Consider the following 25,894-nt stretch of genomic DNA (forward strand, 5'->3'; position numbering starts at 1 on the left):
TAGCGTGGGGCGTCATGAGTGTCGTACGTCGCGCCCTGCCCGAGGACGCCGAGGAAGTCCTCCGCCTGCGCCAGATCATGATCGACTCGTTGTTCAATGATCCCGCCACCGCCTGGCACGGGGAGTCCCTCCCCACACTGAGAGCCAAACTGGGCGAATCGGAAGGGGACTTCACGGCATTCGTCGTGGACCACCCCGAGCGGCCGGGGGCGTTGGCGTCGCTGGTGGCCGGGACGATCGACTACCGCATCGGGAAGTCGGGCGACCCGCAGGGCATGGTGGGCTTCGTCTTCAGTGTCGCCACCGACCCGGACGCCCGGCGCCGTGGGTACGCGCGCGCGTGCATGACCACGCTGCTGGAGTGGTTCCGCGAGCGCGGCGCCCGGCGCGTGCAGCTCACCGCCTCGCCGGAGGCCGAGCCGCTGTACGTCTCCCTCGGTTTCCGGCCCAAGCCCGACCCCTTGCTGGAGCTGACGCTCTGAGCGCATAGGCTCGAACGCATGTCGTTGAAGAGCCTCGCGTTGATCGAGAACTGGCCGGTTCCCACCGCCGCGGCGGGTGTCGTACGAGCCGACGGCACCGTCCTCGGCACCCACGGAGCGGCCGGACAGCGGTTCCCGCTCGCGTCGGTGACCAAGCCGCTCGCCGCCTACGCGGTGCTCGTCGCGTACGAGGAGGGGGCCGTCGAGCTCGACGAACCCGCCGGTCCGGCCGGGTCGACGGTCCGGCACCTGCTCGCGCACACCTCGGGCCTCGCCTTCGACGAGCACAAGGTCACGGCCCCGCCCGGGGAACGGCGGCTGTACTCGAACGCCGGCTTCGAGCAGCTGGGCGACCACGTCGCGAAGGCGACCGACATCCCGTTCGGGGAGTACCTGCGCCAGGCCGTGCTGGAGCCGCTGGGGATGGCCTCGACGACCCTCGACGGCTCTCCGGCCAAGGACGGGGTGTCCACGGTCGAGGACCTGCTGCGGTTCGCGGCCGAGGTGCAGGCCCCGCGCCTGCTGGACCCCCGTACGGTCGCCGAGGCGATGACCGTGCACTACCCGGGCACGAAGGGCGTCCTGCCGGGCTACGGCCACCAGAACCCCAACGACTGGGGGCTCGGCTTCGAGATCCGCGACTCCAAGTCGCCGCACTGGACGGGCTCGACGTCCTCGCCGCGCACGTTCGGGCACTTCGGGCAGTCCGGGACGTTCCTGTGGATCGACCCCGACGCGCGGGCCGCGTGCGTCGCGCTGACGGACCGGGCGTTCGGGCCGTGGGCGATCGAGGCGTGGCCGGTGTTCACGGACGCGGTACTGGCCGACCTATAGCTCAGGCCATCTCCCAGACCAGCAGCTCCGCCTCCGTCACGCCCTCCGCCTCCAGGCCCTTGGCGTCGGTGATCCGGGCCGCGTCGCCGGCGCCCAGCGTCTCGCCGTCCAGGCGTACATCACCGCGTACGACGTGCACGTACGCGTACGCCGCGTCCGGTACCGCCGTCCGCTCCCCCGCCCCCAGGCGCCGTACGTGCAGCATCGCGCCGGCCTCCGGGACGGCGTAGGGCGTCGAGTCGGCGATGCCGTGGACGACTTCGTAGTACGGGTCGCCGCCGGGCCGGAGCGGGGCCAGCCACATCTGGACGAAGGTGAGGGGGCCGGGGCCGTCGTTGCGCTCCACGTGGCGCACCCCGCCCGCCGAGCTGAGCCGCTGCACGTCTCCATGGCGCACCACCGACTCGTGCCCGGTGGAGTCCCGGTGCGTCAGCTCGCCCTCGACCACCCACGTCACGATCTCGGTGTGGCTGTGCGGGTGCTCGTCGAAGCCGGCGCCGGGCGCCAGGTGCTCCTCGTTGCAGGCGATCACCGCGCCGAAACGGAGGTTGTCCGGGTCGTAGTGAGGCCCGAAGGAGAAGGCGTGCCAGCTCTCGATTCCGGCCGCCGGGTCACCGCCCTGGTAGCGCTCTTCGGCGCGCCGAATATCCATCACGGAGTCCACCGTAGACCCGGCGACGCACCTTCCCGTCCGGATAAGGCAGTCTTGTCCCGTGCCCGAACCCGAAACCAGCAAGAGCCAGGCCGCAGCCCACGACGTCCATCCGCATGCCGCGACGCTGAAGCGGCTGGAGAAGTCGTCCGGCTCGCTCGCCGCGCAGGCCATCGCGCGGATGGACGAGACGCTGCCCTGGTACCGGGCCATGCCCCCGGAGAACCGTTCCTGGATCGGTCTGGTCGCGCAGGCGGGTATCGCCGCGTTCACCGAGTGGTTCCGGCGCCCGGACGCCCCGCAGGCCATCTCCACCGACGTGTTCGGAACCGCGCCGCGCGAGCTGACCCGGGCGATCACGCTGCGGCAGACCGTGGAGATGGTGCGCACCACCATCGAGGTCATGGAGTCCGCGATCGACGAGGTCGCGGCCCCGGGCGACGAGAGCGTGCTGCGCGAGGCCCTGCTCGTGTACGCCCGGGAGATCGCCTTCGCCACCGCCCAGGTGTACGCGCAGGCCGCCGAGGCTCGCGGTGCCTGGGACGCCCGGCTGGAGTCCCTGGTCGTGAACGCCGTGCTCAGCGGCGAGGCCGACGAGGGTGCCGTGTCTCGGGCCGCCGCCCTCGGGTGGAACTCGCCCGAGCACGTGTGTGTCGTGCTCGGGACGGCGCCCGACGGGGACAGCGAGTTGACCGTCGAGGCCATACGGCGCGCCGCCCGGCACGCCAAGCTCCAGGTGCTCACCGGGGTGCTCGGCGAGCGGCTGGTCGTCATCGCGGGCGGCAGCGACAACCCTCTGGCCGTCGCCAAGTCGCTCATCGGCCCGTTCGCGGCCGGGCCGGTCGTGGCGGGCCCGGTGGTGCCGGACCTGCAGGCCGCGACCCGGTCCGCGCAGGCCGCCGCGGCGGGGCTGAAGGCGTGTTCCGCCTGGCAGGACGCCCCGCGCCCGGTCCTGGCCGACGACCTGCTCCCGGAGCGGGCGATGGCCGGTGACCCCTCGGCCCGTGAGCAACTGGTGGAGGAGATCTACAGACCACTGGAGGAGGCCGGGGCCGCGCTCCTGGAGACCCTCAGCGTCTATCTCGAACAGGCGAGCAGCCTCGAAGGCGCCGCCCGGATGCTGTTCGTCCATCCCAACACCGTCCGCTACCGGCTTCGACGTGTGACTGACGTCACCGGCTGGTCACCCTCCGATGTACGCTCTGCGTTCACACTGCGGATCGCGCTGATCCTGGGGCGTCTGGTCGATGGAGATCTCCAGCCCTAAGGTTTTGTCGGGGCTCGACAAAACCCCCTCGTGTTCTTCGTCCCTGTCCCCACGGGCGGCCGCGCCCGTCCCCAAGAGAGAGTGTGAGAGTGCTCGTACTCGTCGCTCCCGGCCAGGGCGCCCAGACGCCCGGCTTCCTGACTGCATGGCTCGACTTCCCCGGTGTCCGCGATGCCCTAGAGGCCTGGTCGGACGCCGCGGGACTCGACCTGATCCGTTACGGCACCGAGGCCGACGCGGAGGAGATCCGCGACACCGCGGTGGCCCAGCCGCTGCTGGTCGCGGCCGGACTGGCGTCCGCGTCCATGCTCTTCGAGGACCCGGCCGACTTCCCGCGGAAGGTCGGCGCCATCGCCGGTCACAGCGTCGGCGAGTTCACCGCGGCCTCGCTCGCCGGGGTGCTCCCCCACGAGGAGGCGCTCCGCCTGGTCCGCACCCGCGGACTCGCCATGGCCGAGGCCGCCGCCGTCACCGAGACCGGCATGGCCGCCCTCCTCGGCGGCGACCCAGACGTGACGGTTCCGCATCTGACGAAGCTGGGCCTGACCCCGGCGAACATCAACGGCGCGGGCCAGATCGTCGCGGCCGGCACCAGGGAGCAGCTCGCCGCGCTGGAGGCGGACAAACCCGAGGGCGTGCGCAAGGTCGTCGCGCTGAAGGTCGCCGGCGCCTTCCACACCCACCACATGGCCCCCGCGGTCGACACGCTGGCGAAGGCCGCCGAAGCCCTCACGCCCGGCGACCCGAAGGTCACCTACGTCTCGAACAGCGACGGGCAGGCCGTCGCCGCCGGCACCGAGGTGCTGGACCGTCTGGTCGGCCAGGTCGCCAACCCGGTGCGCTGGGACCTGTGCATGGAGACCTTCAAGGAGCTCGGCGTCACCGCCCTGATCGAGGTGTGCCCCGGCGGGACCCTCACCGGTCTGGCCAAGCGGGCCCTGCCCGGTGTGAAGACGCTGGCCCTGAAGTCCCCCGCCGACCTCGACGCGGCTCGCGAGCTCATCGCCGAGCACAGTGCCTGACAAGGAGCCCGAGAGCATGGCGAAGATCAAGCCCAGCAAGGGCGCCCCGTACGCGCGCATCCTCGGCGTCGGCGGCTACCGCCCGACCCGTGTCGTGCCGAACGAGGTGATCCTGGAGACGATCGAGTCGTCCGACGAGTGGATCCGCTCGCGCTCCGGCATCGAGACGCGGCACTGGGCCTCGGACGAGGAGACCGTCGCCGCGATGTCGCTGGAGGCCTCCGGGAAGGCCATCGCGGACGCGGGCATCTCCGTCGAGCAGATCGGCGGCGTGATCGTCTCGACCGTCTCGCACTTCAAGCAGACCCCGGCCGTCGCCACCGAGATCGCCGACAAGCTGGGCACCGACAAGGCCGCCGCCTTCGACATCTCGGCGGGCTGCGCGGGCTTCGGCTACGGCCTCACGCTCGCCAAGGGCATGATCGTCGAGGGCTCGGCGGAGTACGTCCTGGTGATCGGTGTCGAGCGGCTGAGCGACCTGACCGACCTGGAGGACCGGGCCACGGCCTTCCTGTTCGGCGACGGTGCCGGCGCGGTCGTGGTCGGCCCGTCCCAGGAGCCCGAGATCGGCCCGACCGTGTGGGGCTCCGAGGGCGACAAGTCGGACACCATCAAGCAGACCGTGCCGTGGACGGACTACCGCGACGGGACGGTCGGGAAGTTCCCCGCGATCACCCAGGAAGGCCAGGCGGTGTTCCGCTGGGCCGTGTTCGAGATGGCGAAGGTCGCCCAGCAGGCGCTGGACGCGGCCGGGATCACCGTGGACGACCTGGATGTCTTCATCCCGCACCAGGCCAACGTGCGGATCATCGACTCGATGGTGAAGACGCTGAAACTGCCGGAGCACGTCACGGTCGCCCGTGACATCCGCACCACCGGCAACACCTCGGCCGCCTCGATCCCGCTCGCGATGGAGCGGCTCCTGGCGACCGGTGAGGCGAAGAGCGGCGACACCGCGCTCGTCATCGGCTTCGGGGCGGGTCTCGTCTACGCCGCGACTGTCGTTACCCTCCCCTAGGCACTCCGTGCCGGATCATGCGGTCCGGTACGGGAGCAACACCTGCCACACCCTCTGGAACATCTACGAAGGAGCGCCGACATGGCCGCCACTCAGGAAGAGATCGTCGCCGGTCTCGCCGAGATCGTGAACGAGATCGCCGGCATCCCGGTTGAGGACGTCCAGCTGGACAAGTCCTTCACCGACGACCTGGACGTCGACTCGCTGTCCATGGTCGAGGTCGTCGTCGCCGCCGAAGAGCGCTTCGACGTCAAGATCCCGGACGAGGACGTCAAGAACCTCAAGACCGTCGGCGACGCGACCGACTACATCCTCAAGCACCAGGGCTGATCGACCGATCAGGCCGCCTGGCTGACTGCCCCGCCACCCGGCGGTGGCGCCGCTTAATCCTCGTATCCGTTGGAGAAAGAATTCCCGTGAGCTCGACCAATCGCACCGTGGTCGTCACCGGTATCGGCGCAACCACACCGCTGGGTGGCGACGTAGCCTCTACCTGGGAGGGCCTGGTCGCCGGACGTTCCGGCGTCAAGCCCCTGGAGCAGGACTGGGCCGCCGAGCAGGCGGTCCGGATCGCCGCCTCGGTCGCCGTGGAGCCGACCGAGGTCATCCCCCGGCCGCAGGCCCGCCGACTGGACCGCTCGGCGCAGTTCGCGCTGGTCGCGGCCAAGGAGGCATGGGCGGACGCCGGTTTCGAGGCGAAGGCCGGCGAGGACCCGGCCGTCGACCCGGACCGGCTCGGCGCCGTCATCGCCTCCGGCATCGGCGGCGTGACGACGCTCCTCGACCAGTACGACGTGCTCAAGGAGAAGGGCGTCCGCCGCGTCTCCCCGCACACCGTGCCCATGCTGATGCCCAACAGCCCGTCGGCCAACGTGGGGTTGGCCGTGGGTGCCCGGGCGGGCGTGCACACGCCGGTCTCCGCCTGCGCCTCGGGCGCCGAGGCCATCGGCTACGCCATCGAGATGATCCGCACCGGCCGCGCCGACGTCGTCGTCGCGGGTGGTACGGAGGCGGCGATCCACCCGCTGCCCATCGCCGCGTTCGGCAACATGATGGCGATGTCCAAGAACAACGACGACCCGCAGGGTGCGTCGCGTCCCTACGACGTGGCCCGCGACGGCTTCGTCCTCGGCGAGGGCGCCGGTGTCGTCGTCCTGGAGTCCGCCGAGCACGCCGCCAAGCGCGGTGCCCGGGTGTACGCCGAGGCCGTCGGGCAGGGCATCTCCGCCGACAGCCACGACATCGTGCAGCCGGAGCCGGAGGGGCGGGGCATCTCGCACGCCCTGCAGAACCTGCTGGAGCGGACCGACCTGGATCCGGCGGAGATCGTGCATGTCAACGCGCACGCGACGTCGACGCCGGCCGGTGACATCGCCGAGTTGAAGGCGCTGCGGAAGGTGTTCGGTGACGACACCGACCACTTCGCGGTGTCCGCGACGAAGTCGATGACCGGGCATCTGCTGGGTGGTGCGGGTGGTGTCGAGACGGTCGCGACCGTGCTCGCGCTGTACCACCGGGTGGCTCCGCCCACGATCAACGTGGAGAACCTCGACCCCGAGGCCGAGGCGAACGCCGACGTCGTCCGGGGCGAGGCTCGGAAGCTGTCGGTCGACGGGCGTATCGCGGCGCTGAACGACTCGTTCGGGTTCGGCGGGCACAACGTGGTGCTGGCGTTCCGGACGATCTGAGAAGGCCTGCTGTCCACCCATACGACGTGAAGGGCCCTCACCGCTCGGTGAGGGCCCTTCACGCGTGCTGAAAAGTCATCAGACCACCTGGTGGAGCCAGCGGACCGGGGCGCCTTCGCCCGCGTAGCGGAAGGGCTCCAGCTCGTCGTCCCAGGGCTTGCCCAGGAGCTTGTTGAGCTCGGCCTCCAGGTCCGTTTCGCCGCCCTGGCTGCGTTGCAGGGCGGCGCGCAGGCGGTCCTCGGGGATGAGGATGTCGCCGTGGATGCCGGTGACGGCGTGGAAGATGCCCAGGTCGGGAGTGCAGCTGTAGCGTTCGCCCTCGGCGGTGGGACAGGGTTCCGCAGTGACCTCGAAGCGCAGGAGGTGCCAGCCGCGCAGCGCCGACGCCAGCTTCGACGCCGTGCCCACCTGGCCCTGCCAGGAGAACTCCGAGCGCCAGGTGCCCGGGGAGGCGGGCTGACGGATCCAGTCCAGGCTGACGCGCGTACCGAGCACCCCGGCGACGGCCCACTCGACGTGCGGGCACAGCGCGCGCGGCGCCGAGTGCACGTACAGAACTCCACGTGTCGTCACCGGAACCTCCGGGCAGAGCGGGACATCTTGGAAACGGACGGAACGGCTGTGACCGGGCGGGTCACGTTGATGGCGAGGCTACCGTGCGGTGACGCAAGGAGTGTGACGTACGGTCGCTCCCGGTGCCGGGAAACGCCCGCCATTCACCCAGGGGGACGCTTGTACGGGTGTGAGCCGTTGCACCTGATCGGTCGGGAACCCGCGTGCGTTGTTATTGGTTGGGGAGACAGGCACGGCGCGGCGAGGGGAAGGACCAGGGATGCGGAAGCGAAGCCACCGCTCACGCGTCGTTCTTGCCGTGGCCGTGGCGGCTGCCCTGGGTGTCGCCGGGTGTGATGCGGTCGGGGGCGACTCCCCCGCCCCGTCCGGCACCGCCAAGCCGTCCCCCAAGCCCACACCCCTGTGGGACCGCAGCCCGAGTTCCCTCGCGGCCGTGGGCGACTCCATCACGCGGGGTTTCGACGCCTGTGACGTGCTGCAGGACTGCCCCGAGGCGTCCTGGGCGACCGGTGCGAGCCCCGAGGTGGGCTCCCTCGCCGTCCGGCTGCTGGGGCGGGCCGGGGCCGCGGAGCGGAGCTGGAACTACGCCGTGACCGGGGCGCGGATGGCGGACCTGCCCGGGCAGATCGCCCAGGCGGTACGGCAAAAGCCCCAGCTGGTGACGGTGATGGTCGGGGCGAACGACGCCTGCCGGGCCACCCCCTCGGCGATGACCCCGGTCACCGAGTTCCGTGCCGACTTCGAGGACTCCCTGCGCAGCCTGCGCAAGGCGCTGCCCAAGGCCCAGGTGTTCGTGGCGAGCGTGCCGAACCTGAAGCGGCTGTGGTCCGAGGGCCGCACCAGCCCGATGGGCAAGCAGGTCTGGCAGCTCGGCATCTGCCCGTCGATGCTGGGTGACGCGGACGCCCTGGACTCGGCGGCGAACCTGCGGCGGAACACGGTGCAGAAGCGGGTGGAGGACTACAACAAGGTCCTGAAGGAGGTCTGCGCCGAGGACAAGCGGTGCCGTTACGACGGGGGCGCGGTGTACGACTACCGCTTCGGCACCGCCCAGTTGAGCCGCTGGGACTACTTCCACCCGAGCGTGAACGGACAGGCCCGGTTGGCGGAGATCGCGTACCGGACCGTCACGGCGGAACGCCCCTGACCCAGGGCCTGACTTAGAGTTCCGCACATGAACGAACTCTTCGGCACACTTTCCGACGGCACTGCGGTGCACCGCTGGACCCTGGAACGGGCGGGCGTGCGGGTGCGGATCCTGTCGTACGGCGGAATCGTGCAGTCCGTCGAGGTGCCGGACCGGGACACGCGGGCCGGGAACGTGGTGCTGGGGTTCTGCGACCTCGACGGCTATCTCACTCACCCGGATCCGTACCTCGGCGCCCTGGTCGGGCGGTACGCCAACCGCATCGCCGGTGCCCGGTTCCCGCTGGACGGACTGACGTACGCACTCGAACCGAACAACGGGCCGAACGCGCTGCACGGTGGAGTGCGCGGGTTCGACAAGCGGGTGTGGGAGGGGACGCCCGTCGAGCACGGTGTGCGGCTCGAGCGGGTCAGTCCGCACGGGGAGGAGGGCTTCCCGGGGCGGCTGGAGGTCTCGGCGACGTACACGCTCCTGGAGAGCGGGGCGCTGCGAATCGTGTACGAGGCCGTGACGGACGCGCCGACCGTGGTGAACCTGACGAACCACAGCTACTTCAACCTGGCCGGTGCCGGCGACGCCGGCGGCCACGAGCTGCGGCTGGCCGCCTCCCGGTACACGCCGGTGGACGCGGACCTGATCCCGACCGGCAGCCTGGACGACGTGACCGGCACGCGCTTCGACTTCCGCGAGGCCCGCAAGGTCGGTGCCGGCTACGACCACAACTTCGTGCTCGACAAGGGTCTGACGGACGTTCCGGCCGAGGTCGCGGAGCTGCACGACCCGGCGTCCGGGCGGGTGCTGACGGTGGCGACCACCGAGCCCGGACTCCAGCTGTACACCGCCGACCATCTGGGCGAGCCCTTCGCGCCCGGCGACGGCATCGCGCTGGAGACCCAGCACTTCCCCGACTCCCCGAACCGGCCGGAGTTCCCGAGCACGGTGCTGCGGCCGGGCGAGGTGTACCGCTCGGAGACGGTGTACGGGTTCGGCACGCGCTGAGCGCCCGCGGGTGGGCGGATCACGAGCCCCGGTCCAGGGGTCAGGTCCCGGACCGGGGCTGCTCGGTGGGGAACTCGTCCCGGATCAGACGTTAATCGTCGCAGTGATCCTGCGGTCCGTGATCGAGCGCCCCACCTGGATCTCGTACGAACCCTTCACAAACGACCACGACTTGGTCGTATCGTCCCAGATCTCGAAGGCCCGGCGCGGCAGTTCGACGGTCGCCTCGACGCTCTCGCCGGGTCCGGCGTCCACGCCCGCGAAGCCGGCCAGCCAGCGGGCCGGACGGATGGGGCCGGGCTCGCTCGGGGCGAGGTAGAGCTGGACGACCTCGTGGCCGGGGCGGTCGCCGGTGTTGCGGAGGCGGACCTTGGCGGTGGCCCCGTCGGCGGCGCCCTCGACCTCGACCGACTGGTAGGTCCAGTCGGTGTAGCCGAGGCCGTGGCCGAAGGGGTGGGCGGGGGTGCGGCCGTGCTTCTCCCAGGCGCGGTAGCCGATGAAGACGTCCTCGTCGTAGGGGAGTTCGCCATCCACCGGGACGACCTGGGTGACCGGGGCGTCGGTCAGGGAGCCCCAGGTGGTGGGCAGGCGGCCGCCGGGCTCGTGGGCGCCGGTGAGCACGTCCGCGAGGGCCGCGCCGCCCTCCTGGCCGGGGAACCAGGTGAGGAGCACGGCGGCGACCTCGTCGTGCCACGGCATTTCCACCGGGGAGCCGGAGTTGACGACCACGACGGTGTCGGGGTTGGCGGCGGCGACGGCGCGGACCAGGTCGTCCTGGCGGCCGGGCAGGCGCAGGTCCGTGCGGTCGAAGCCCTCGGACTCGACGCGGTCGGTGGTGGCGACCACGACGACGGCCGTGTCGGCGGCCCGGGCGGCCGCGGCGGCCTCGGCGATCAGTTCGTCGGGGTCGCGCTGCGGGTCCTGGTGGGCGAGGGTGAAGCCGATGGTCCGCATGGGGTGGTCGCTGGGCGGCGGGACGGCGTAGGTCAGGGAGACCTCGACCGGTTCGCCCGTGGTCAGTTCGACCCGGGCGTGGGGCACCGGGGCGCCGGAGAACGCCGCGAAGGGGTCGCCGTCCTCGGCGGGGCGCTGGACGTCGTCGAAGTACGTGGTGCCCGCGACGGTCAGCCGGAAGGGGCCGAGGCCCTTGATGCCGAAGGTGTGCGTGCCGGTCTCGCGCGGGGTGAAGCTGCCCGTCAGCTCGACGGTCGCCAGGGTTTCGTGGGTGACGCCGCCTGGGAGGTCGTCGCCCATCCACTGGATGTGGCCGCTGGGGGCCGAGCGGGTGCCGATGACGGTGCCCTCGCTGTCGCGGCAGACGGCGCGCAGTTCGAAGCCCTGGTCGGCGACGGGCAGTTCGGTGTTCGGGTCGGCGCCGAGGGCATACGTGAGGCTGCCGTCGGGGAGGGCGGCGGTGAGGCCGTCGAGCGGGGAGACGACCCGGGCCGGGAAGACGGTGGCGGAGCCGCCGCCGAGGACGCGGGCGTCGCGGGCGGCGGCGCCGATCAGCGCGATCCTGCCGGGCTTCAGCGGCAGCGCGCCGTTGTCGTTGCGGACGAGGACGAAGGAGCGGCGGGCGATCTCGCGGGCGAGCGACTCGCCGTGGACGGGCCCGGGCAGGTCGGTGACGGCCGGTTCGGCGCCCTCCAGGACGCCGACGCGGGCGGCGAGGCGCAGGACCCGGCGGACCGCCTCGTCGACCTGGGTCTCGTCGGCCCGGCCGTCCCGTACGGCCTGCGCGAGGGCCTCGCCGTAGACGGTCTGCGGGCCGGGCATGGCGATGTCGAGGCCGCCGGCGAGGGCGCCGGTGGTGGAGCGGGCGGCGGTCCAGTCGGAGACGTTGATCCCGTCGAAGCCCCACTCGCCGCGCAGGACCTCGTTGACCAGGTGGTGGTGCTCGGTCATCGTCGTGCCGTTGACCGTGTTGTAGGCCGTCATGATGCCCCAGGGGTGGGCGTTCTCGACGATCGCCTCGAAGGGGGCCAGGTACAGCTCGCGCAGGGCGCGTTCGCTCAGGAGGTTGTTCACTGTGAGGCGGTCGGTCTCGGCGTCGTTGGCGACGAAGTGCTTGACGGTGGTGCCGACGCCGCCGGACTGGACCCCCCGGACGTACTCGGTGCCGATCCGCCCGGTGAGGTGCGGGTCCTCGCTGTAGGCCTCGAAGTGGCGGCCGCCGAGCGGGGAGCGGTGCAGGTTGACCGTGGGGGCGAGCAGGACGTGGACGCCCTTGCGGCGGGCCTCCTGGGCCAGCAGCACGCCGGCCCGGTGGGCGAGCCCCGGGTCCCAGGTGGCGGCGAGGGCGGTCGGTGAGGGCAGGGCGACGGACGGGTCGTCGGCGCTCCAGTGCACCCCGCGGACGCCGATCGGGCCGTCGGACATGACGAGGGACTTCAGGCCGATCTCCGGGAGTGCGGGCAGGGACCACATGTCCTGGCCGGCCAGCAACCGGGCCTTGGCGTCCAGGTCGAGCTTGCGGAGGGCGGCCTCGACGGCCGCCTCGCGGGTCTCGTCGGCCGTTTCCTGCGGTGCCGCCATCGGTGCCTCCTCGTTGAAGTCCGTTCGGTGCCCTACCCATCGTGCACTTGCTGCTTGTAGGTCGGTAGGTTTCGTTATCTTGGCGTTATGTTTTGCTGTTCGCAGTGCCGTACGGTGACGCCATGAACGCCAGGACCAGGAGTGCGGAACGACGCGCCGAGATCGTCGGAGCCGCCCTGGAGGTCATCGCCGAGCGCGGCTACCGGGGGGCGAGCCTGGCCGCCGTGGCGGAACGGGTCGGGCTGACCCAACAGGGCCTGCTGCACTACTTCCCGACGAAGGACGCGCTGCTCGTGGCCGTCCTGGAGGAGCGGGACAAGTGGGACGCGGTGCCCGTCGGGCCGTGGCGGACCGACCTGCTCGCGTCACTCGTCGAGTACAACGCCATGCGGCCCGGCATCATCCAGACCTTCTCGGCGCTGCTCGGCGAGAGCGTGACGGAGGGGCATCCGGCGCGGGCGTACTTCACCGAGCGGTACGGCCGGGTGCGGGAGTCGATGGCGACGGTCCTGCGCACCGAGTACGGCGACCGGCTGCCGAACGGCCTCACGCCCGAGCGCGCGGCTCCCCTGCTGGTCGCGGTGATGGACGGGCTGCAGTACCAGTGGTTGCTGGACCCGGAGTCGGTGGACATGGCGGGGGCGTTCCGGGACTTTCTGGGGTTGCTGGGCGAGGAGTGAACGGCCCTCGACGAGCCGTACGAGCCGCCGCCGGCCGAACTGGGCACGACCTGCGGGGTGGTGGCGGCCATCGGTGTCGGGCTGTGGCGGGCCAGGCTGCGTGGAGCCGCGGCGTTCCAGGTGGTTCCGTCGCTCATGTTCGCCATGTTGATGTCGCCGTCCTGAGCCCACACCCCATGGCGTAGACCACTTCTGTCACGCGATACTGCCGCCGTTCGGTATCAGCGCTTCCCCACGGCGACAGAAGGACCTGAACTGCCTTGACTTCCATACGCGTTCGGATCGGCGTGCTCGGGCTGGCCCTGCTGGCGGGGCTGGCGGCGCCGACGACCACGGCGACGGCCGACACCGCTCCTTCGCCCACCGTCGAGGAGCGGCGGCTCGACCGGGCCGTGCCCCAGGAGATCCTCAGACGTTCCGGATTCGACGCAACGGTGGGGAAGTTCGCGAGGACCCTCACCGCGGCCCGCTCCTATGCCGAGGCCCGTCGGATCGTAGTACGCGAAGGATCGGCGCTGTGGCGGCGGGCCGTCGACCGGGCGCAGGGACGCGGCCCGGCGGAACATGAAGGGCGCGAAGCGCTTCCTGGGGAGGGTGGTGGCGGGCGACGGGCGGGCCTCAGCCGGGACGACGACCGGCCGCTGTACTGGGCGCGGCTCGGCATGACGCGTGAAGTGCGCATGTGGGAGCCGGAGTTCGGTCTGACGGACCGGCAGCGGGCCGCGCTGCTGGACGAACTGGAGCGCACCTCGCGCGGCCAGACGGCCGTCAGCTACCCCCAGGGCAAGGGCCTGAAGCGAATCCTGGTCACCGGCTTCGACCCGTTCACCCTGGACCGCGACATCCGCATCTCCAACCCGTCCGGCGCCACCGCGCTCGCCCTCGACGGCACGGTGATCGAGACGGCGGACGGCCCGGCCCGGATCGAGACGGCCGTGTTCCCGGTGCGCTGGCGGGACTTCACTGGGGGCACCTCCCAGGCTTTCGGCACTGGGGGAGGGACGGTGGAGCGGATCCTGCGGCCCCATCTCGAGAAGGTGGATCTGTTCATGACCGTGAGCCAGGGCCGGGTCGGCCGGTTCGACATCGAGCGGACCAACGGGGCCTGGCGCGGCGGCTTCGGGGACAACGACAACGTCGGCCGCACCGAGACGATCCCCGTCACCGACCCGGCCTCACAGCCCCAGTGGACGACGACCACGCTGCCGTTCCGGGCGATCGTGGCCGCGGACACCGGCCGTTTCCCGGTGTACGACAACACCAGTGTCACCGAGATCCCGGCGGGCGGCACCGAGCCGGTCGTACGCCCGGAGGGCCCGACCCCCGGCTCGACCGCTCGCGCGGGCGGCGGCGGTGACTACCTGTCCAACGAGATCGCCTACCGGGCGACGCTGCTGCGGGACCGGCTGGGGCTGCACGACGTCCTGCCGGGCGGGCATGTGCACACGCCCGTGCTCCAGTTCGGCGCCGGGAACACCACCGAGGTCACCGACCCGGAGTTCGTGCGCAACCGGCTGGACATCATCGCGCAGGTGAGGACGATCCTGAGGGTGGCTGCGGAAGAGTCGTGACGGCCCCGTCGCCCTCCTCGCCGTCCTCCCGGATCTCCTCACCGAGCAGTTCCCGCGCCATGAGGGTGGCGCCGGCGACCGCGCCCGGCATCAGGAACACCGCGACGAACGGGACCAGGAAGGCCACGGCCAGCGGCGTCCCGAAGCCCCAGACCAGGGTCTTGCGAGAGCGGAGCAGGCCGAGGCGGGTGCGCAGTTCGACACTGCGGCGCTGGAGGGCGACGGCGGTCAGTTCCTCGGTGAGGAAGAACCCGGTGACGAAGAACCCGATCACCGGTACGGCCGTCTGACCGACGACGGGGATGAAACCGCACGCGAACAACAGCACGCCCCACACGGCGGCCCGTACGACGATCCGGAGGCTGTCCCGGGCGGAGATCCACAACTCGCGCCACAGCGGCAGGCCCGACTCGGGGGCGTGGCCGTCCGGGGACACGTCCCGGTCGACCTTCTCGGAGAGGTTCTCGTAGAAGGGCTGCCCGACCAGCAGCGTCACCGCGGTGAACGTCACGACGGCGAGGAGCAGGGCGAGGGCGAACAGCACGGCGGTCAGGAAGCCGCGGAAGAGCCCGAGCCAGGGGCTCGACCAGTCGTCGGCGAACGGAGTCGCCCAGGCGACGGCGTCCTCGCCCCACAGCGCCAGCGCGACGAGCGCCGCCGCGTACAGGACGAGGGTGATCAGGCCCGGGAGCAGCCCGAAGCCGAAACTCCTGCCGTGCCGGGCCACCCATCGCTGGCCCTGCAGCAGGTACCGGAAACCCACCCCGAGATCGCGCATGGGAAAACCCTATCGGGGCAGGCCGGGACACTCCCCGACAGGGCCGTACGGGTCACCGGTGACACCAAGGCGGCCTTGTTGCCGTTGAGTCGAACCGGTACACCTCGCCGTACCGATCTCAGGAAGCCCCGTTGGAGGTACGCGTGCGCACCACGAGAACCGTTCCTGCGAGACCTGTACTGATCGTCATGCTCACGCTCGCCACGGCGGGTTCGCTTCTGCTGGGCCCCGACGCCGCCCGCGCGGACCCGAAGCCCGTCACCCGCGAGGGCGCCGCCGTGGACGACCGCGCGGCCGAGGCTCCCGCGAGCGCGGCCCGGCGCGCACTGACCGCGAAGACACCGGGCGAGACCTCCACCGCAGCGCCCGCCCGCGGCTATCCCCGCCGCCAGTTCCTCTCCCCCGCCCCGGAGAACCTGGGCGACAAGTCCCTGAAGCTGGGCCTGACTCCGTACCACGCGATCGCCCCGAAGCTGAACGCCCTGCAACGCCTCGGCGACCGGGTGAGCGTGGAGGTGACCGGCCGCTCGGCCGGCGGCCACCGCCTCTACCTCGTCACCGTCACCGCCCCGGAGACCACCCGCCAGGCCCGCGCCCAGGAGCGCATGCGCGAGCTGATCGAGAACGCGCCCGCGGCGGCCGCGAAGTCCCCTGGGATCAAGCACTCTTACAAGACGCCGGTCTTCGTCAACAGCAACATCCACGGCAACGAGTGGGAGGGCACGGACGCCTCCCTGAAGATCGTCGAGAAGCTCGCGACGGCGAAGGACGCCAGGACCCGCGACCTCCTCGCGCACAGCCGCCTGTATTTCAACATCACGGCCAATCCGGACGGCCGTATCGCCGGTACCCGCGCGAACGCGAACGGCTTCGACCTGAACCGCGACTTCGTCACCGCCTCGCAGCCCGAGACCCGCGCGATGCGGCAGATCGAGCTGGACAAGCAGCCGGCCGTCCTGCTCGACCTGCACGGCTACGTGAACGGCACGCTCATCGAGCCCACCACTCCCCCGCACGGCGAGAACTACGAGTACGACCTGTTCCTGAAGAACAGCTACGCGGGCGCCCTCGGCATGGAGTCGGCGGTCAACGCCCTCGGCTACACACCGGCGAAGGACGGCGTGGAACCGGTCCAGATCCCCTTCCGCGACCAGGAGGAGGGCTGGGACGACTGGCCGCCGATCTTCACCCCGCAGTACGCGGCCTTCCACGGCACGGTCGCCGCGCACACGGTGGAGATCCCGCTGGCGGTGAACAACGAGGAGTACGACGAACTCCCCGTCCCGGAGCTGCGCCGCCGCTCGGCGGTCAACACGGCCGTGGCCGGCGCGGCGATCCGCGCGACCCTGAACCACGTCCGGGAACACCGCACTTCGCTCCTCACCGACCAGATCGAGGCCTTCCGCCGCGGCGCGGCCGGCGCCCCGCAGGTACCGGTGTCACCGCGGACGGTACCCGGCGTCCCCGGCATCGGCCCGGAGGACGTCTACACGACCACCTTCCCGCGCGCCTACGTCATCCCGCCCGGCGACTCCCGCGCCCAGCGCTCGGCCCCGGCGGCGGCCCGTCTCGTCGACCACCTCCTCGCCAACGACGTCCGCGTCAGCCGCGCCACGCGCCCCTTCCGGCTCGCCGGACGGACGTACCCCCAGGGCTCGTACGTCGTCGACATGCACCAGCCCAAGCGCGGCATGGCGAACGCGCTGCTGGCCGACGGGCGGGACATCAGCGGCAAGGTCTCGGTGATGTACGACATCTCGGGCTGGAGCCTGGGCCGCCTGTGGGGCGCCACGGTCGAGCAGGTGCCCTCGGGCAGCCTGCGGGGCGCGTCCCTGCGCCCGGTCACCGAGGCGGCCCCCGTCGCCCACACGGCTGCGGTCGGCAACCTCCGTCTGCGCCTGACGGATCCGCGCGAGATCGCGGCCCTCAACGCCCTTCTCCGGCAGGGCGTTGCGGTACGCCAGGGGCCGGACGGCAGCGCGATCGTCCCGGCGTCGGCCCGCCGCGAGGCGGTCGCGGCCGCCCGCACGCACGACGTCTCCTTCACGGCGACGCGCCTCACCGGCGGCACACCCCTGCACCGTCTCCGGGTCGCCGCCGCCGTCACGCCGGGTGAGCTGTTCGCCCTGCGGGAGATGAACTTCGATGTCACGCCGGTCTCGACGGCCGTCCTGAACGCGGGCTTCGACTGGTCCGGCACGGACGTGCTGTTCGTGTCCGCCGGCCTGGACCACGCCGCCCTGACCGCCCCCGCGCGCAGGGCCCTGGACGCCTTCCTCGACGACCACGGCCTGGTCGGCCGGGGCGCGAGGGGAGCGGCCCTGAACGTGGCGGCGGACCGGCTGGCCGTCAAGCCGGTCGAGGGCAACACGGACGCGAACGGTGTCGTGCGAACGCAGAACACGGGCAGCGTCACGCACGACGCTCCCGCGCACGCCTTCGTCTACGCCCCGCTGTGGTTCACCGACCTCGGCCCCGGCGTGCGGGTGGAGCAGTCGTACGCGACCGGGAACCCGCTCGTCTCCGGGCACTGGCGCCCGCTCCGGGACGGCACCGGCGGGCCCGCGGCGGCAGCGGGACAGGCCTCGGTGGTCAGCGGTGGCCGGACGGTCCTGTTCGGCACCGAACCGCTCTTCCGGGACCACCCCAAGGGGGAATTCCCGCAGGTGGCGATGGCATTGTTCACAGTGGCACACAGCGGTTCAGTTGAGGAGAGCGGATGACGCAGGAGATCCACGGCACGGTGGCCGACGGCTTCCAGGGGGTGCGCGAGGAGTTCGCCGCGTTCGTGGCCGGGGAGCGCCCCGACTACGAGGGCCAGCTGTGCGCCTACGTCCACGGCCGCAGGGTGGTCGACCTGTGGGCGGGGACCGACGCGGACGCCCTCTACGGGGTGTTCTCGTCCACGAAGGGCGCCGCCTACCTGGTCGTGGCCCTCCTCGTCCAGGACGGCACGCTCGAACTGGACCGCAAGGTGACCTACTACTGGCCGGAGTTCGCGGCCGAGGGCAAGGGCGCCCTGACCCTGCGCGATCTGCTCGCGCACCGGGCCGGCGTGGTCGGCACGGACAGCGGCTTCACTCTCGCGGAGCTGGCCGACGACCGCCAGCTCGCCGAACGCCTCGCCGACCAGCGGCCGTTCTGGCGTCCCGGCACGGCCTTCGGCTATCACGCGCTGGTCAGCGGGGCCCTGGTGGGCGAGGTCGTGCGCCGTGCCACGGGCCGCACGCTCCAGGAGGTCTACCAGGAGCGGATCAGGACCCCGTACGCCCTGGACTTCCACCTCGGCCTGCCCGCGCCCCACGAGCCCCGCTTCCGCACCACCCAGCCGATGGCCCCGACCCCGGGCCAGCAGGCCCTCCTCGACGCCGAGCCCACGGGTCCGCACACGCTCACCTCGATCGCCTTCAACCGCAACGCCACGGAACCGACCGACCTCGCCTCGCTGCCCAACATGCCGCTGATCCGCGCCAAGGGCCCGGCCTCGGTGGGCGCAGTGGCGTCGGCGCGGGGCCTGGCCGGGATGTACGCGGCGGCGATCAGCGAGGTGGGCGGGCAGGCGCCGCTGCTGAAGCCGGACACGGTGGCGGAGTTCGGCCAGTTCCACTCGGTCGGCTACGACCTGGTGGCACGTGCCCACAAGTCGTTCGGCCTCGGCTTCCAGATCACGGCCGACGCGTGGCACCCGTTCCTCGGCGCCGGGACGATCGGGCACAGCGGCGCGAGCGGCTCGCAGGCCTTCGCGGACCCGTGGAGCGGCCTCGCGTACGGCTACACACGCCGCCGTTTCGCCTTCCCGGGCGGTGCGGCCCCGGAGAACGACCGCCTGGCGCTGGCGATCCACAGGGCGGCGCTCGCCCTGTGACCCCCGGGCACGGGCGAAGGCCGCACCCCACGTCCAAGGGTGCGGCCTCCGCGTACGCAACGACTGTCGTCAGACCAGCGTCACGGTGATGTTCCCGCGGGTCGCCTTCGAGTAGGGACACACGTCATGGGCCTTCTCGACGAGCGACCGCGCGGTACCCCGGTCCACCTTGGGGATGTCGGCGGAGATCTCCACGATGATCCCGAACCCGTCCCCGTTCTTGCCGAGGCCGACCTTCGCGGTGACAGTTGACCCGGTGAGGTCGGCCCCCTCCTGGCGGGCGACGACGCCGAGAGCGCCCTGGAAGCAGGCGCTGTAGCCGGCGGCGAACAGCTGTTCCGGGTTGGTCCCGGCGCCACTGCCGCCCATCTCCTGCGGCGGGTTGACGACGACCTCGAGCTTGCCGTCATCGGTGGCGACCCGCCCGTCGCGCCCGCCCTCGGCGGTGGCGACGGCGGTGTACAGGACGTCGGACTGCTGGATGGGCATGCGGTTGTGTTCCTTCTGTCGCCCGCCGCGGCTCGCGCCCGGGCCGAGCGGATTCGGAAAAAACTTACCGCATACCGGAAATCGACAGAAGGTGTCAGAGCTTGACGATCATCTTCCCGGTGTTGTCGCCGCGCAGCACCCCCAGGAACGCCTCGAGGTTGTTCTCGATGCCCTCGACGACGGTCTCGCGGTACTTCAGCTCACCGGAGGCGACCCAGGGGGCGACCTCCTGCACGAACTGCGGCTGAAGGTCGTAGTGGTCGCTCACGAGGAAGCCCTCCATACGGCCACGGGTCGCGATCAGCCGGGGGAGGTTCTTCGGGCCGGGAACGGGCTCGGTGTTGTTGTAGACGGAGATCATCCCGCAGATGGCGATCCGCCCGCCCTCGTTGAGCGCGCCGAGGGCGGCCTCCAGGTGATCGCCACCCACATTGTCGAAGTAGACGTCGATCCCGTCGGGAGCGGCAGCGCGCAGCTGCTTGCTCACGGGGCCGTCCTTGTAGTTGAAGGCGGCGTCGAAGCCGTACTCGTCGACGAGCAGCTTCACCTTCTCCTCCGACCCGGCGGACCCGATGACCCGCGAGGCACCCTTCAGCCGGGCTATCTGCCCGACCTGGCCACCCACGGCACCGGCGGCACCGGACACGAACACGGTGTCGCCCTCCTTGAAGGAGGCCACGCGCAGCAGCCCCGCGTAGGCGGTGAGGCCGGTCATGCCCAGCACGCCGAGGTACGTCGACAGCGGCGCGGCGTCAGGGTCCACCTTGACGGCGTTCTTCGCGGCCACGACGGCGTACTCGCGCCATCCGAGGAAGTGCAGCACGTGGTCACCCACGGCCAGCCCCTCCGCGTTGGAGGCCACGACCTCGCCGACGGCACCGCCCTGCATGACCTTGCCGAGCTCGAACGGGGCGACGTAGGACTTCGCGTCGCTCATACGGCCACGCATGTACGGGTCCACGGAGAGGTACTTGTTCCGCACGAGGACCTGCCCCTCACCCGGCTGCGGAACCTCCGCCTCGACGAAGGCGAAGTCCTCGGGCTTCGGCCAGCCGACGGGGCGGCTGGCGAGGTGCCACTCGCGGCTGACGGCGGGGAGGGCGGAGGTGTCGGTCATGATGCGCCTTTCCACTGACTCGATTGGCTCGATGCGGTTGTTTCAGTACCTGAAACAACCATGCTCCTGAAAATTTCAGGTTGTCAAATAACCGGGTACCCTCGATTTCATGGCCTCCACCACATCCACCTCCCAGAACAGCCATCGCCCCGATCCGCTGACCCTTGAGGTCGTCGAGCTCATCGGGGAGGTCGTGGCGCGGTTCCATCAGGACTACGAGGACGCGGCGGCGGAACATGCGCTGACCGGGGCGCAGGCGCGGTTGCTGAGTCTGCTGTGCCTTGAGCCGCTGCCGATGCGGAGGCTTGCGCAGAAGTTGAAGTGCGAGCCGTCGAATGTCACGGGGATCGTGGACCGGCTGGAGGCTCGGGGGCTGGTGGAGCGGCGGCCGGATCCTGCGGACCGGAGGGTGAAGGTGGCGGCGGCGACGGGTGAGGGGCGGCGGGTGGCTCGGAGCCTGCGGGAGTCGCTGCGGTTCGCTCGGGAGCCGTTGGCCGGGCTTTCCGAGGGGGAGAGGGTGGCTTTGCGGGATGCGCTGCGGGGGATGCTGGGGTGAGGTCGGGGTGGTGCGGGGCGTTGCGGGGTGCTCGGCGTTGTCACTGAGGCCGGGTGGGTCCGCAGCCCGGCGGAGCGAGGTGCCGCTGCGCCCGCCCTCCCCCAAAGCTCTCGGCTTCGCTCGAGCAGAGGGGGCCCCCATCGCCCCAGCGGCACGACTGCCCGCAGCTGAGCGGACACCCCCGGCGCGGCCCCGACCCACCACCACCGCGCAGGCGCTACGTGCACCACCACAGGAAGCGGTTGCAGGTCTTTGTGGGGGACGGCTCCGGTTTTGGGGGTGCGGTCGTCGGATCCGGGGTTCGCGTCGGGGCCGGGGCCGGCCGGGCGGCCGTAGGGGCCGATGTCGGACGGGCCGGGGGCGTGTCCGCCGAGGTCGAGTCGGAGTCCTTCGGCGTCTCGGCGTCCTTGGCGTCCTTGGACTTGTCGGCCTTCGGGGACTTGGAAGCCGACGGGGAATCAGACGCAGCCGGAGAGGGAGAGCTTGACGCCTCGTCACTCGGGAGGCTGCCCGTCTCGCCCGCCTCCACCGACGCGTCGCCGTCCGCCGACTCACCTCCGGCCGCCGCCGGCTTCGGCGTCGACTTGGGCGCGTCCATGCCGAGCTCCGCGAGGCTCAGTCCACCCGCCGCCAGCACGAACCCCGCCGCGACGAACAGCGTCCGGCGCCGCCGCCGACGATGCGCCGCGGCCTTCCGGTCCCGCCTGCTCGTCCCGCCACCCGGGCCATCGGCGACCGGGCCATGCTCACGTCCACGCCCACGCTCACGCCGTCGGGTAGCACGCCCCAACGGCTCACCGTCGTCGCCATCATCGTCAGACCGGTCCGACATGTCCGACCCGTCCGAGCCGTCGTGATCGCCCTCGCGACCCTCGGGAACAGCCTCGTACCCGCCGTAGTCCGGCTCACGCCAGCGCAGCGCATCGGCCGAGGTGCCACACCCGGGGCAGGCGAGCGCGCCGTTGAGGTGCCGTCGGCACGGGTCGCAGTAGTCCATGACGCGGGAAGATTAAGTTCCGCGCCGGTCACGTTCCTAGATCCAGCTGTGAAGGTTCTGTAGGGACATGCCGCCACCATGGTTTCGAAACTGTCGAAACCGTTATGCGTGCGACCCATTGACACCCCCACCGCCGCATCCTTACTGTCACGCCAGCATTTCGAACGTGTGCCGAAATCTCGAACACGTCGAACTGAGCGACTGACAGAACCGAGCCGACGAAGCTGCGAGGGAAAACCGCCGTGCGCATCACCGGAATCAGCACACACGTGGTCGGGACGCCGTGGCGCAACCTGACGTACGTCCAGGTGCACACCGACGAGGGGATCACTGGAGTCGGCGAGACCCGGATGCTGGGACACACCGACGCCCTTCTCGGTTACCTGAAGGAGGCCGAGGCCAATCACATTCTCGGCTCCGACCCCTTCGCTGTCGAGGACCTCGTCAAGCGGATGAAGTACGGCGACTACGGCCGCGCGGGCGAGATCGTGATGTCCGGCATCGCCGTGATCGAGATGGCCTGCTGGGACATCAAGGGCAAGGCCCTCGGCGTCCCCGTCTGGCAGCTGCTGGGCGGCAAGGTCACCGACAAGGTCAAGGCGTACGCCAACGGCTGGTACACCACGGAACGCACCCCGGAGGCGTACCACAAGGCGGCCCAGGGGGTCATGGAGCGCGGCTACCGAGCGCTCAAGATCGACCCCTTCGGCACCGGCCACTTCGAGCTGGACCACAAGGACACCCTGTACGCCGTCTCCCTGATCGAGGCGGTCCGGGACGCCATCGGCCCCGAGGCCGAGCTGATGCTGGAGATGCACGGCCGCTTCTCCCCCGCCACGGCCGTCCGCCTGGCCAAGGAGCTCGCGCCGTTCAAGCCGGCGTGGCTGGAGGAGCCGGTCCCGCCGGAGAACCTCAAGGCCCTGGAGAAGGTCGCCGCCAAGGTCGACATGCCGGTCGCCACCGGCGAGCGCATCCACGACCGGATCGAGTTCCGCGAGCTGTTCGAGAGCCAGGCCGTGGACATCATCCAGCCGGACGTCGGCCATATCGGTGGAATCTGGGAGACCCGGAAGCTCGCCGCGACGGCCGAGACCCACTACATGCTGGTGGCTCCCCACAATGTGGGTGGCTCGGTGCTGACCGCCGCGTCCCTCCAGGTCGGGTTCACGTCCCCGAACTTCAAGATCCTTGAGCATTTCAACGACTTCGCGGACGCGGAGATCAAGAAGGTGGTCAAGGGTGCTCCGCAGGTGAACCCGGAGGACGGCTGCTTCCACCTCTCCGACGCCCCGGGGCTCGGCGTGGAACTGGACGTCGACGCCGCCGCCGAGTTCCCGCAGCAGCAGGCCCGCTTCGACCTGTGGGCGGACGGCTGGGAGCAGCGCAAGCCCAAGGGCGCCCAGTGACCGTCCGGCCCCCGGAAACCCGGAACCGGCAACCGAAAGCTTCGAAACCTTCAGGAGCGACGTGAGCACCGCCGTAGTGATCGACGCCCCGGGCGAGCACCGCCTCGTCCCGCACGAGCCCCGGCAGCCCGGGGCCGGCGAGGCACTGGTGCGCGTCCACGCCTCCGGCATCTGCGGCAGCGACCGCGAGGTCTACCAGGGCAACCGCCCCGAGGGCTACGTGCGCTACCCGCTCACCCCGGGCCACGAGTGGTCCGGGACCGTCGAGGCCGTGGGCGCCGGTGTCCCCGGGTCCCTCGTCGGCCGCAAGGTCGTCGGTGAGGGCTTCCGCAACTGCCAGGTCTGCGACCGCTGCCACGCGGGCGACACGACCCTGTGCACGGCCGGTTACGAGGAGACCGGGTTCACCCAGCCGGGTGCGATGGCGACCACGCTGACGCTCCCCGCCCGTCTCCTGCACGCCCTCCCGGACGACTGCGACCTCACGGCCGCGGCCCTCCTGGAGCCCGCCGCGTGCATCGCGGCGGCCGCGCTGAAGGGGAACGCGCAGCCCGGCGAGCGCGTCGCCGTGGTGGGCACCGGCACGCTCGGCATGTTCGCCGTGCAGTTCCTGAAGGCGAACTCGCCGGCGGAGCTGCTGGTCGTCGGCACCCGCCGGGACCGTGAGGCGCTGTCGCGGCAGTACGGCGCGACGGACTTCCGGACGAAGGACCAGGAGCTTCCGGACGACTTCGACGTGGTGATCGAGACGGCCGGGTCCGCGGACGCCGCCCGGATCTCCGCCGCCCTGCTCCGGCGCGGCGGCCGGCTGGTCCTGACCGGTATCCCGGCGCCGGGTGCCGACGGTCTCGACCCGACCGATCTGGTCGTACGGCAGCTGGAGGTGCACACCGTCTTCGGTGCTCCGCCGGACGCCTGGGCGCACACGGTGCGGGTGTTCGCCGCCGGTCTGCTCGACCCGCTGCCGCTGGTGACGCACGAGCTGCCGCTCGCCGAGTTCTCGCAGGCCATCGAGCTGGTGGGAGCCGGCGATCCGAAGGTGGGCAAGGTCTTGCTCCGCCCCTAGACGTACGCCGGTACGGGGGCAACCTGACGGCTCCCGTACCGGCGTACACCCAGCCTTGCCCTACCCAGAGCCGCGAACCTCGTCCGAAATATCGAACCAAAGGACATTCCTGTGACCGACGCTTCCGTCACGGCAGCCCGCAGGCCCGGTGAGCAGGCGCTCACCACGCTGGGCCTGAACACGCCCGCCCTCGACCCCGCCGACGCCTCGCCGCACTCCTTCCCCGGCGGCGGCCGCTGGCGCACCGAGATCCCCTCGTGCGAGGGTCCCGAGGCGCTGGCGGTGGTCCTGAAGGAGGCCTCGCGGCTGGACGTGCCGATCCACCGGATCAGCCAGGGCAGCGGCGTGTGGATGCTGACCGACGCCGAGATCACCGAGATGGTCGAGGCGACCGGCGAGCGCGACATCGAACTCTGCCTGTTCACCGGCCCGCGCGGCACGTGGGACATCGGCGGCTCGACGCGCACCGACTCGCGGGGGGCCGGGCTGCGTGCCCGCGGCCACGACGCCGTCGCCGGATGCGTCGAAGACGCCGTCCGCGCAACGGAGTTGGGCGTCAAGTGCCTGCTCGTCGCCGACGAGGGCGTGCTGTGGACGCTGCACCGGGCGAGAGCCGCCGGGATCATCCCGGCCGACACGACCCTCAAGGTGAGTGCGCTCATCGGTCCGGTCAACCCGGCGGCGTACGCGGTGTACGAGCGGCTCGGCGCCGACTCGGTCAACGTGCCGAGCGACCTGACGCTCGATCACCTCACCGAGATCCGCCGGGTTTCCGGCGCTCCGATGGACATGTACATCGAGGCCCCCGACGACCTCGGCGGCTACGTCCGGATGTACGAGGTCGCCGAGCTCATCCGGCGCGGCGCACCGCTCTACCTGAAGTTCGGCCTGTCGAAGGCGCCCGGAATCTACCCCTACGGGCACCACATGCGGGAGCTGACCCTGGCCACGGCCAAGGAACGCGTGCGGCGCGGCCGGCTCGCTCTGGATCTTCTGGCCCGCCACGGGGCCGACGGCGACATGGCGCCGCTCGGTTCGCGGCTGCCTGGCGATCTACAACGGTTCGAAATCTCGTCATAACGTTCCGGATACTCGCCTTCACAAAAGAAGACACAGCCGACCACAATCCGACACATCTCTTCTCGGTCTTTC

The 25,894-nt window shown here is 71.2% G+C and carries 24 protein-coding genes; 17 read left to right on the plus strand and 7 right to left on the minus strand.

The annotated features are described in order from the left end of the window. The first annotated feature begins 14 nt into the window (after positions 1 to 14). Complete coding sequence (locus tag ACIBNA_RS23875) at positions 15 to 482, plus strand: GNAT family N-acetyltransferase (RefSeq protein ID WP_399167157.1); 468 nt, start codon at positions 15 to 17, stop codon at positions 480 to 482. An 18-nt stretch (positions 483 to 500) separates the two neighbouring features. After that, on the plus strand, positions 501 to 1,316 hold the full coding sequence (locus ACIBNA_RS23880) for a serine hydrolase domain-containing protein (protein WP_399167158.1): 816 nt from the start codon (positions 501 to 503) through the stop codon (positions 1,314 to 1,316). 1 nt (position 1,317) lies between these two features. Here ACIBNA_RS23880 and ACIBNA_RS23885 read toward each other — a convergent pair whose 3' ends face one another. Continuing rightward, positions 1,318 to 1,968: a pirin family protein gene (locus tag ACIBNA_RS23885; RefSeq protein ID WP_399167159.1), complete on the minus strand. Its 651-nt coding sequence runs from the start codon at positions 1,966 to 1,968 to the stop codon at positions 1,318 to 1,320. Between the two features lie 61 nt (positions 1,969 to 2,029). Here ACIBNA_RS23885 and fasR point away from each other — a divergent pair, with 61 nt between their 5' ends. The 5 genes from fasR to fabF all read left to right on the plus strand — a co-directional run bounded on the left by fasR (position 2,030) and on the right by fabF (position 6,963). Next, positions 2,030 to 3,235, plus strand: coding sequence for a fatty acid biosynthesis transcriptional regulator FasR (fasR, locus tag ACIBNA_RS23890; RefSeq protein WP_399167160.1), 1,206 nt, complete (start codon positions 2,030 to 2,032; stop codon positions 3,233 to 3,235). 89 nt (positions 3,236 to 3,324) lie between these two features. Further along, entirely contained in the window at positions 3,325 to 4,257 is a 933-nt protein-coding gene (locus tag ACIBNA_RS23895) for an ACP S-malonyltransferase (RefSeq protein ID WP_399167161.1), read from the plus strand. 16 nt (positions 4,258 to 4,273) lie between these two features. Then, positions 4,274 to 5,275, plus strand: a complete 1,002-nt coding sequence (locus tag ACIBNA_RS23900) for a ketoacyl-ACP synthase III (RefSeq protein WP_399167162.1) — start codon at positions 4,274 to 4,276, stop codon at positions 5,273 to 5,275. Between the two features lie 81 nt (positions 5,276 to 5,356). Continuing rightward, positions 5,357 to 5,605 (plus strand): acyl carrier protein, encoded by a 249-nt coding sequence (locus ACIBNA_RS23905; RefSeq protein ID WP_003989952.1) that lies wholly within the window; start codon positions 5,357 to 5,359, stop codon positions 5,603 to 5,605. Positions 5,606 to 5,691: 86 nt separating this feature from the next. After that, positions 5,692 to 6,963 carry a beta-ketoacyl-ACP synthase II gene (gene fabF, locus ACIBNA_RS23910; RefSeq protein WP_399167163.1) on the plus strand — a complete coding sequence of 424 codons (1,272 nt, stop codon included), beginning with the start codon at positions 5,692 to 5,694 and terminating at the stop codon, positions 6,961 to 6,963. Positions 6,964 to 7,041: 78 nt separating this feature from the next. Here the strand turns inward: fabF and ACIBNA_RS23915 are convergent, their stop codons facing one another. Next, positions 7,042 to 7,536, minus strand: coding sequence for a DUF3145 domain-containing protein (locus ACIBNA_RS23915; protein WP_399167164.1), 495 nt, complete (start codon positions 7,534 to 7,536; stop codon positions 7,042 to 7,044). Positions 7,537 to 7,795: 259 nt separating this feature from the next. Here ACIBNA_RS23915 and ACIBNA_RS23920 point away from each other — a divergent pair, with 259 nt between their 5' ends. Next, positions 7,796 to 8,683: an SGNH/GDSL hydrolase family protein gene (locus ACIBNA_RS23920; protein ID WP_399167165.1), complete on the plus strand. Its 888-nt coding sequence runs from the start codon at positions 7,796 to 7,798 to the stop codon at positions 8,681 to 8,683. Positions 8,684 to 8,710: 27 nt separating this feature from the next. Then, positions 8,711 to 9,682, plus strand: a complete 972-nt coding sequence (locus tag ACIBNA_RS23925) for an aldose epimerase family protein (protein WP_399167166.1) — start codon at positions 8,711 to 8,713, stop codon at positions 9,680 to 9,682. Between the two features lie 84 nt (positions 9,683 to 9,766). Here the strand turns inward: ACIBNA_RS23925 and ACIBNA_RS23930 are convergent, their stop codons facing one another. Continuing rightward, positions 9,767 to 12,217: a beta-glucosidase gene (locus tag ACIBNA_RS23930; protein ID WP_399167167.1), complete on the minus strand. Its 2,451-nt coding sequence runs from the start codon at positions 12,215 to 12,217 to the stop codon at positions 9,767 to 9,769. Between the two features lie 104 nt (positions 12,218 to 12,321). Here ACIBNA_RS23930 and ACIBNA_RS23935 point away from each other — a divergent pair, with 104 nt between their 5' ends. Together ACIBNA_RS23935 and ACIBNA_RS23940 are read left to right on the plus strand one after the other, a co-directional pair. Further along, positions 12,322 to 12,897, plus strand: coding sequence for a TetR/AcrR family transcriptional regulator (locus ACIBNA_RS23935; protein WP_399167168.1), 576 nt, complete (start codon positions 12,322 to 12,324; stop codon positions 12,895 to 12,897). 260 nt (positions 12,898 to 13,157) lie between these two features. Continuing rightward, positions 13,158 to 14,468 (plus strand): pyroglutamyl peptidase, encoded by a 1,311-nt coding sequence (locus ACIBNA_RS23940; protein ID WP_399167169.1) that lies wholly within the window; start codon positions 13,158 to 13,160, stop codon positions 14,466 to 14,468. On the opposite strand, the gene ACIBNA_RS23945 is transcribed toward ACIBNA_RS23940, so the two are convergent. Continuing rightward, positions 14,419 to 15,246, minus strand: coding sequence for an EI24 domain-containing protein (locus tag ACIBNA_RS23945; protein ID WP_399167170.1), 828 nt, complete (start codon positions 15,244 to 15,246; stop codon positions 14,419 to 14,421). The two genes, ACIBNA_RS23940 and ACIBNA_RS23945, sit on opposite strands and share 50 nt — an antisense overlap. 143 nt (positions 15,247 to 15,389) lie before the next feature. On the opposite strand from ACIBNA_RS23945, the gene ACIBNA_RS23950 reads away from it, so the two are divergent. Next, complete coding sequence (locus ACIBNA_RS23950) at positions 15,390 to 17,969, plus strand: M14 family zinc carboxypeptidase (RefSeq protein ID WP_399167171.1); 2,580 nt, start codon at positions 15,390 to 15,392, stop codon at positions 17,967 to 17,969. Continuing rightward, complete coding sequence (locus tag ACIBNA_RS23955) at positions 17,966 to 19,111, plus strand: serine hydrolase domain-containing protein (protein ID WP_399167172.1); 1,146 nt, start codon at positions 17,966 to 17,968, stop codon at positions 19,109 to 19,111. Before ACIBNA_RS23950 ends, ACIBNA_RS23955 begins: the two co-directional genes overlap by 4 nt. A gap of 69 nt (positions 19,112 to 19,180) precedes the next feature. Here ACIBNA_RS23955 and ACIBNA_RS23960 read toward each other — a convergent pair whose 3' ends face one another. Then, on the minus strand, positions 19,181 to 19,600 hold the full coding sequence (locus tag ACIBNA_RS23960) for an organic hydroperoxide resistance protein (protein WP_399167173.1): 420 nt from the start codon (positions 19,598 to 19,600) through the stop codon (positions 19,181 to 19,183). 94 nt (positions 19,601 to 19,694) lie between these two features. Further along, positions 19,695 to 20,717 (minus strand): NADP-dependent oxidoreductase, encoded by a 1,023-nt coding sequence (locus ACIBNA_RS23965; protein WP_399167174.1) that lies wholly within the window; start codon positions 20,715 to 20,717, stop codon positions 19,695 to 19,697. Positions 20,718 to 20,826: 109 nt separating this feature from the next. Here ACIBNA_RS23965 and ACIBNA_RS23970 point away from each other — a divergent pair, with 109 nt between their 5' ends. Beyond that, positions 20,827 to 21,273, plus strand: a complete 447-nt coding sequence (locus ACIBNA_RS23970) for a MarR family winged helix-turn-helix transcriptional regulator (RefSeq protein WP_399167175.1) — start codon at positions 20,827 to 20,829, stop codon at positions 21,271 to 21,273. Positions 21,274 to 21,490: 217 nt separating this feature from the next. On the opposite strand, the gene ACIBNA_RS23975 is transcribed toward ACIBNA_RS23970, so the two are convergent. Then, entirely contained in the window at positions 21,491 to 21,871 is a 381-nt protein-coding gene (locus tag ACIBNA_RS23975; RefSeq protein WP_399167176.1) for a hypothetical protein, read from the minus strand. A gap of 641 nt (positions 21,872 to 22,512) precedes the next feature. Between ACIBNA_RS23975 and ACIBNA_RS23980 the strand changes: the two genes are divergently transcribed. The 3 genes from ACIBNA_RS23980 (at position 22,513) to ACIBNA_RS23990 (ending at position 25,822) form a co-directional block, all read left to right on the plus strand. Continuing rightward, complete coding sequence (locus ACIBNA_RS23980; RefSeq protein WP_399167177.1) at positions 22,513 to 23,676, plus strand: mandelate racemase/muconate lactonizing enzyme family protein; 1,164 nt, start codon at positions 22,513 to 22,515, stop codon at positions 23,674 to 23,676. A gap of 61 nt (positions 23,677 to 23,737) precedes the next feature. Continuing rightward, entirely contained in the window at positions 23,738 to 24,742 is a 1,005-nt protein-coding gene (locus tag ACIBNA_RS23985; RefSeq protein ID WP_399167178.1) for a zinc-binding dehydrogenase, read from the plus strand. A 111-nt stretch (positions 24,743 to 24,853) separates the two neighbouring features. Beyond that, the gene (locus ACIBNA_RS23990) at positions 24,854 to 25,822 is read left to right on the plus strand and encodes a hypothetical protein (protein WP_399167179.1); all 969 of its coding nucleotides are present in this window, start codon (positions 24,854 to 24,856) and stop codon (positions 25,820 to 25,822) included. Positions 25,823 to 25,894 lie beyond the last annotated feature (72 nt).

The sequence above is a fragment of the Streptomyces sp. NPDC050164 genome (assembly GCF_044459945.1).
Taxonomy (GTDB): Bacteria; Actinomycetota; Actinomycetes; order Streptomycetales; family Streptomycetaceae; genus Streptomyces; species Streptomyces coeruleorubidus_A.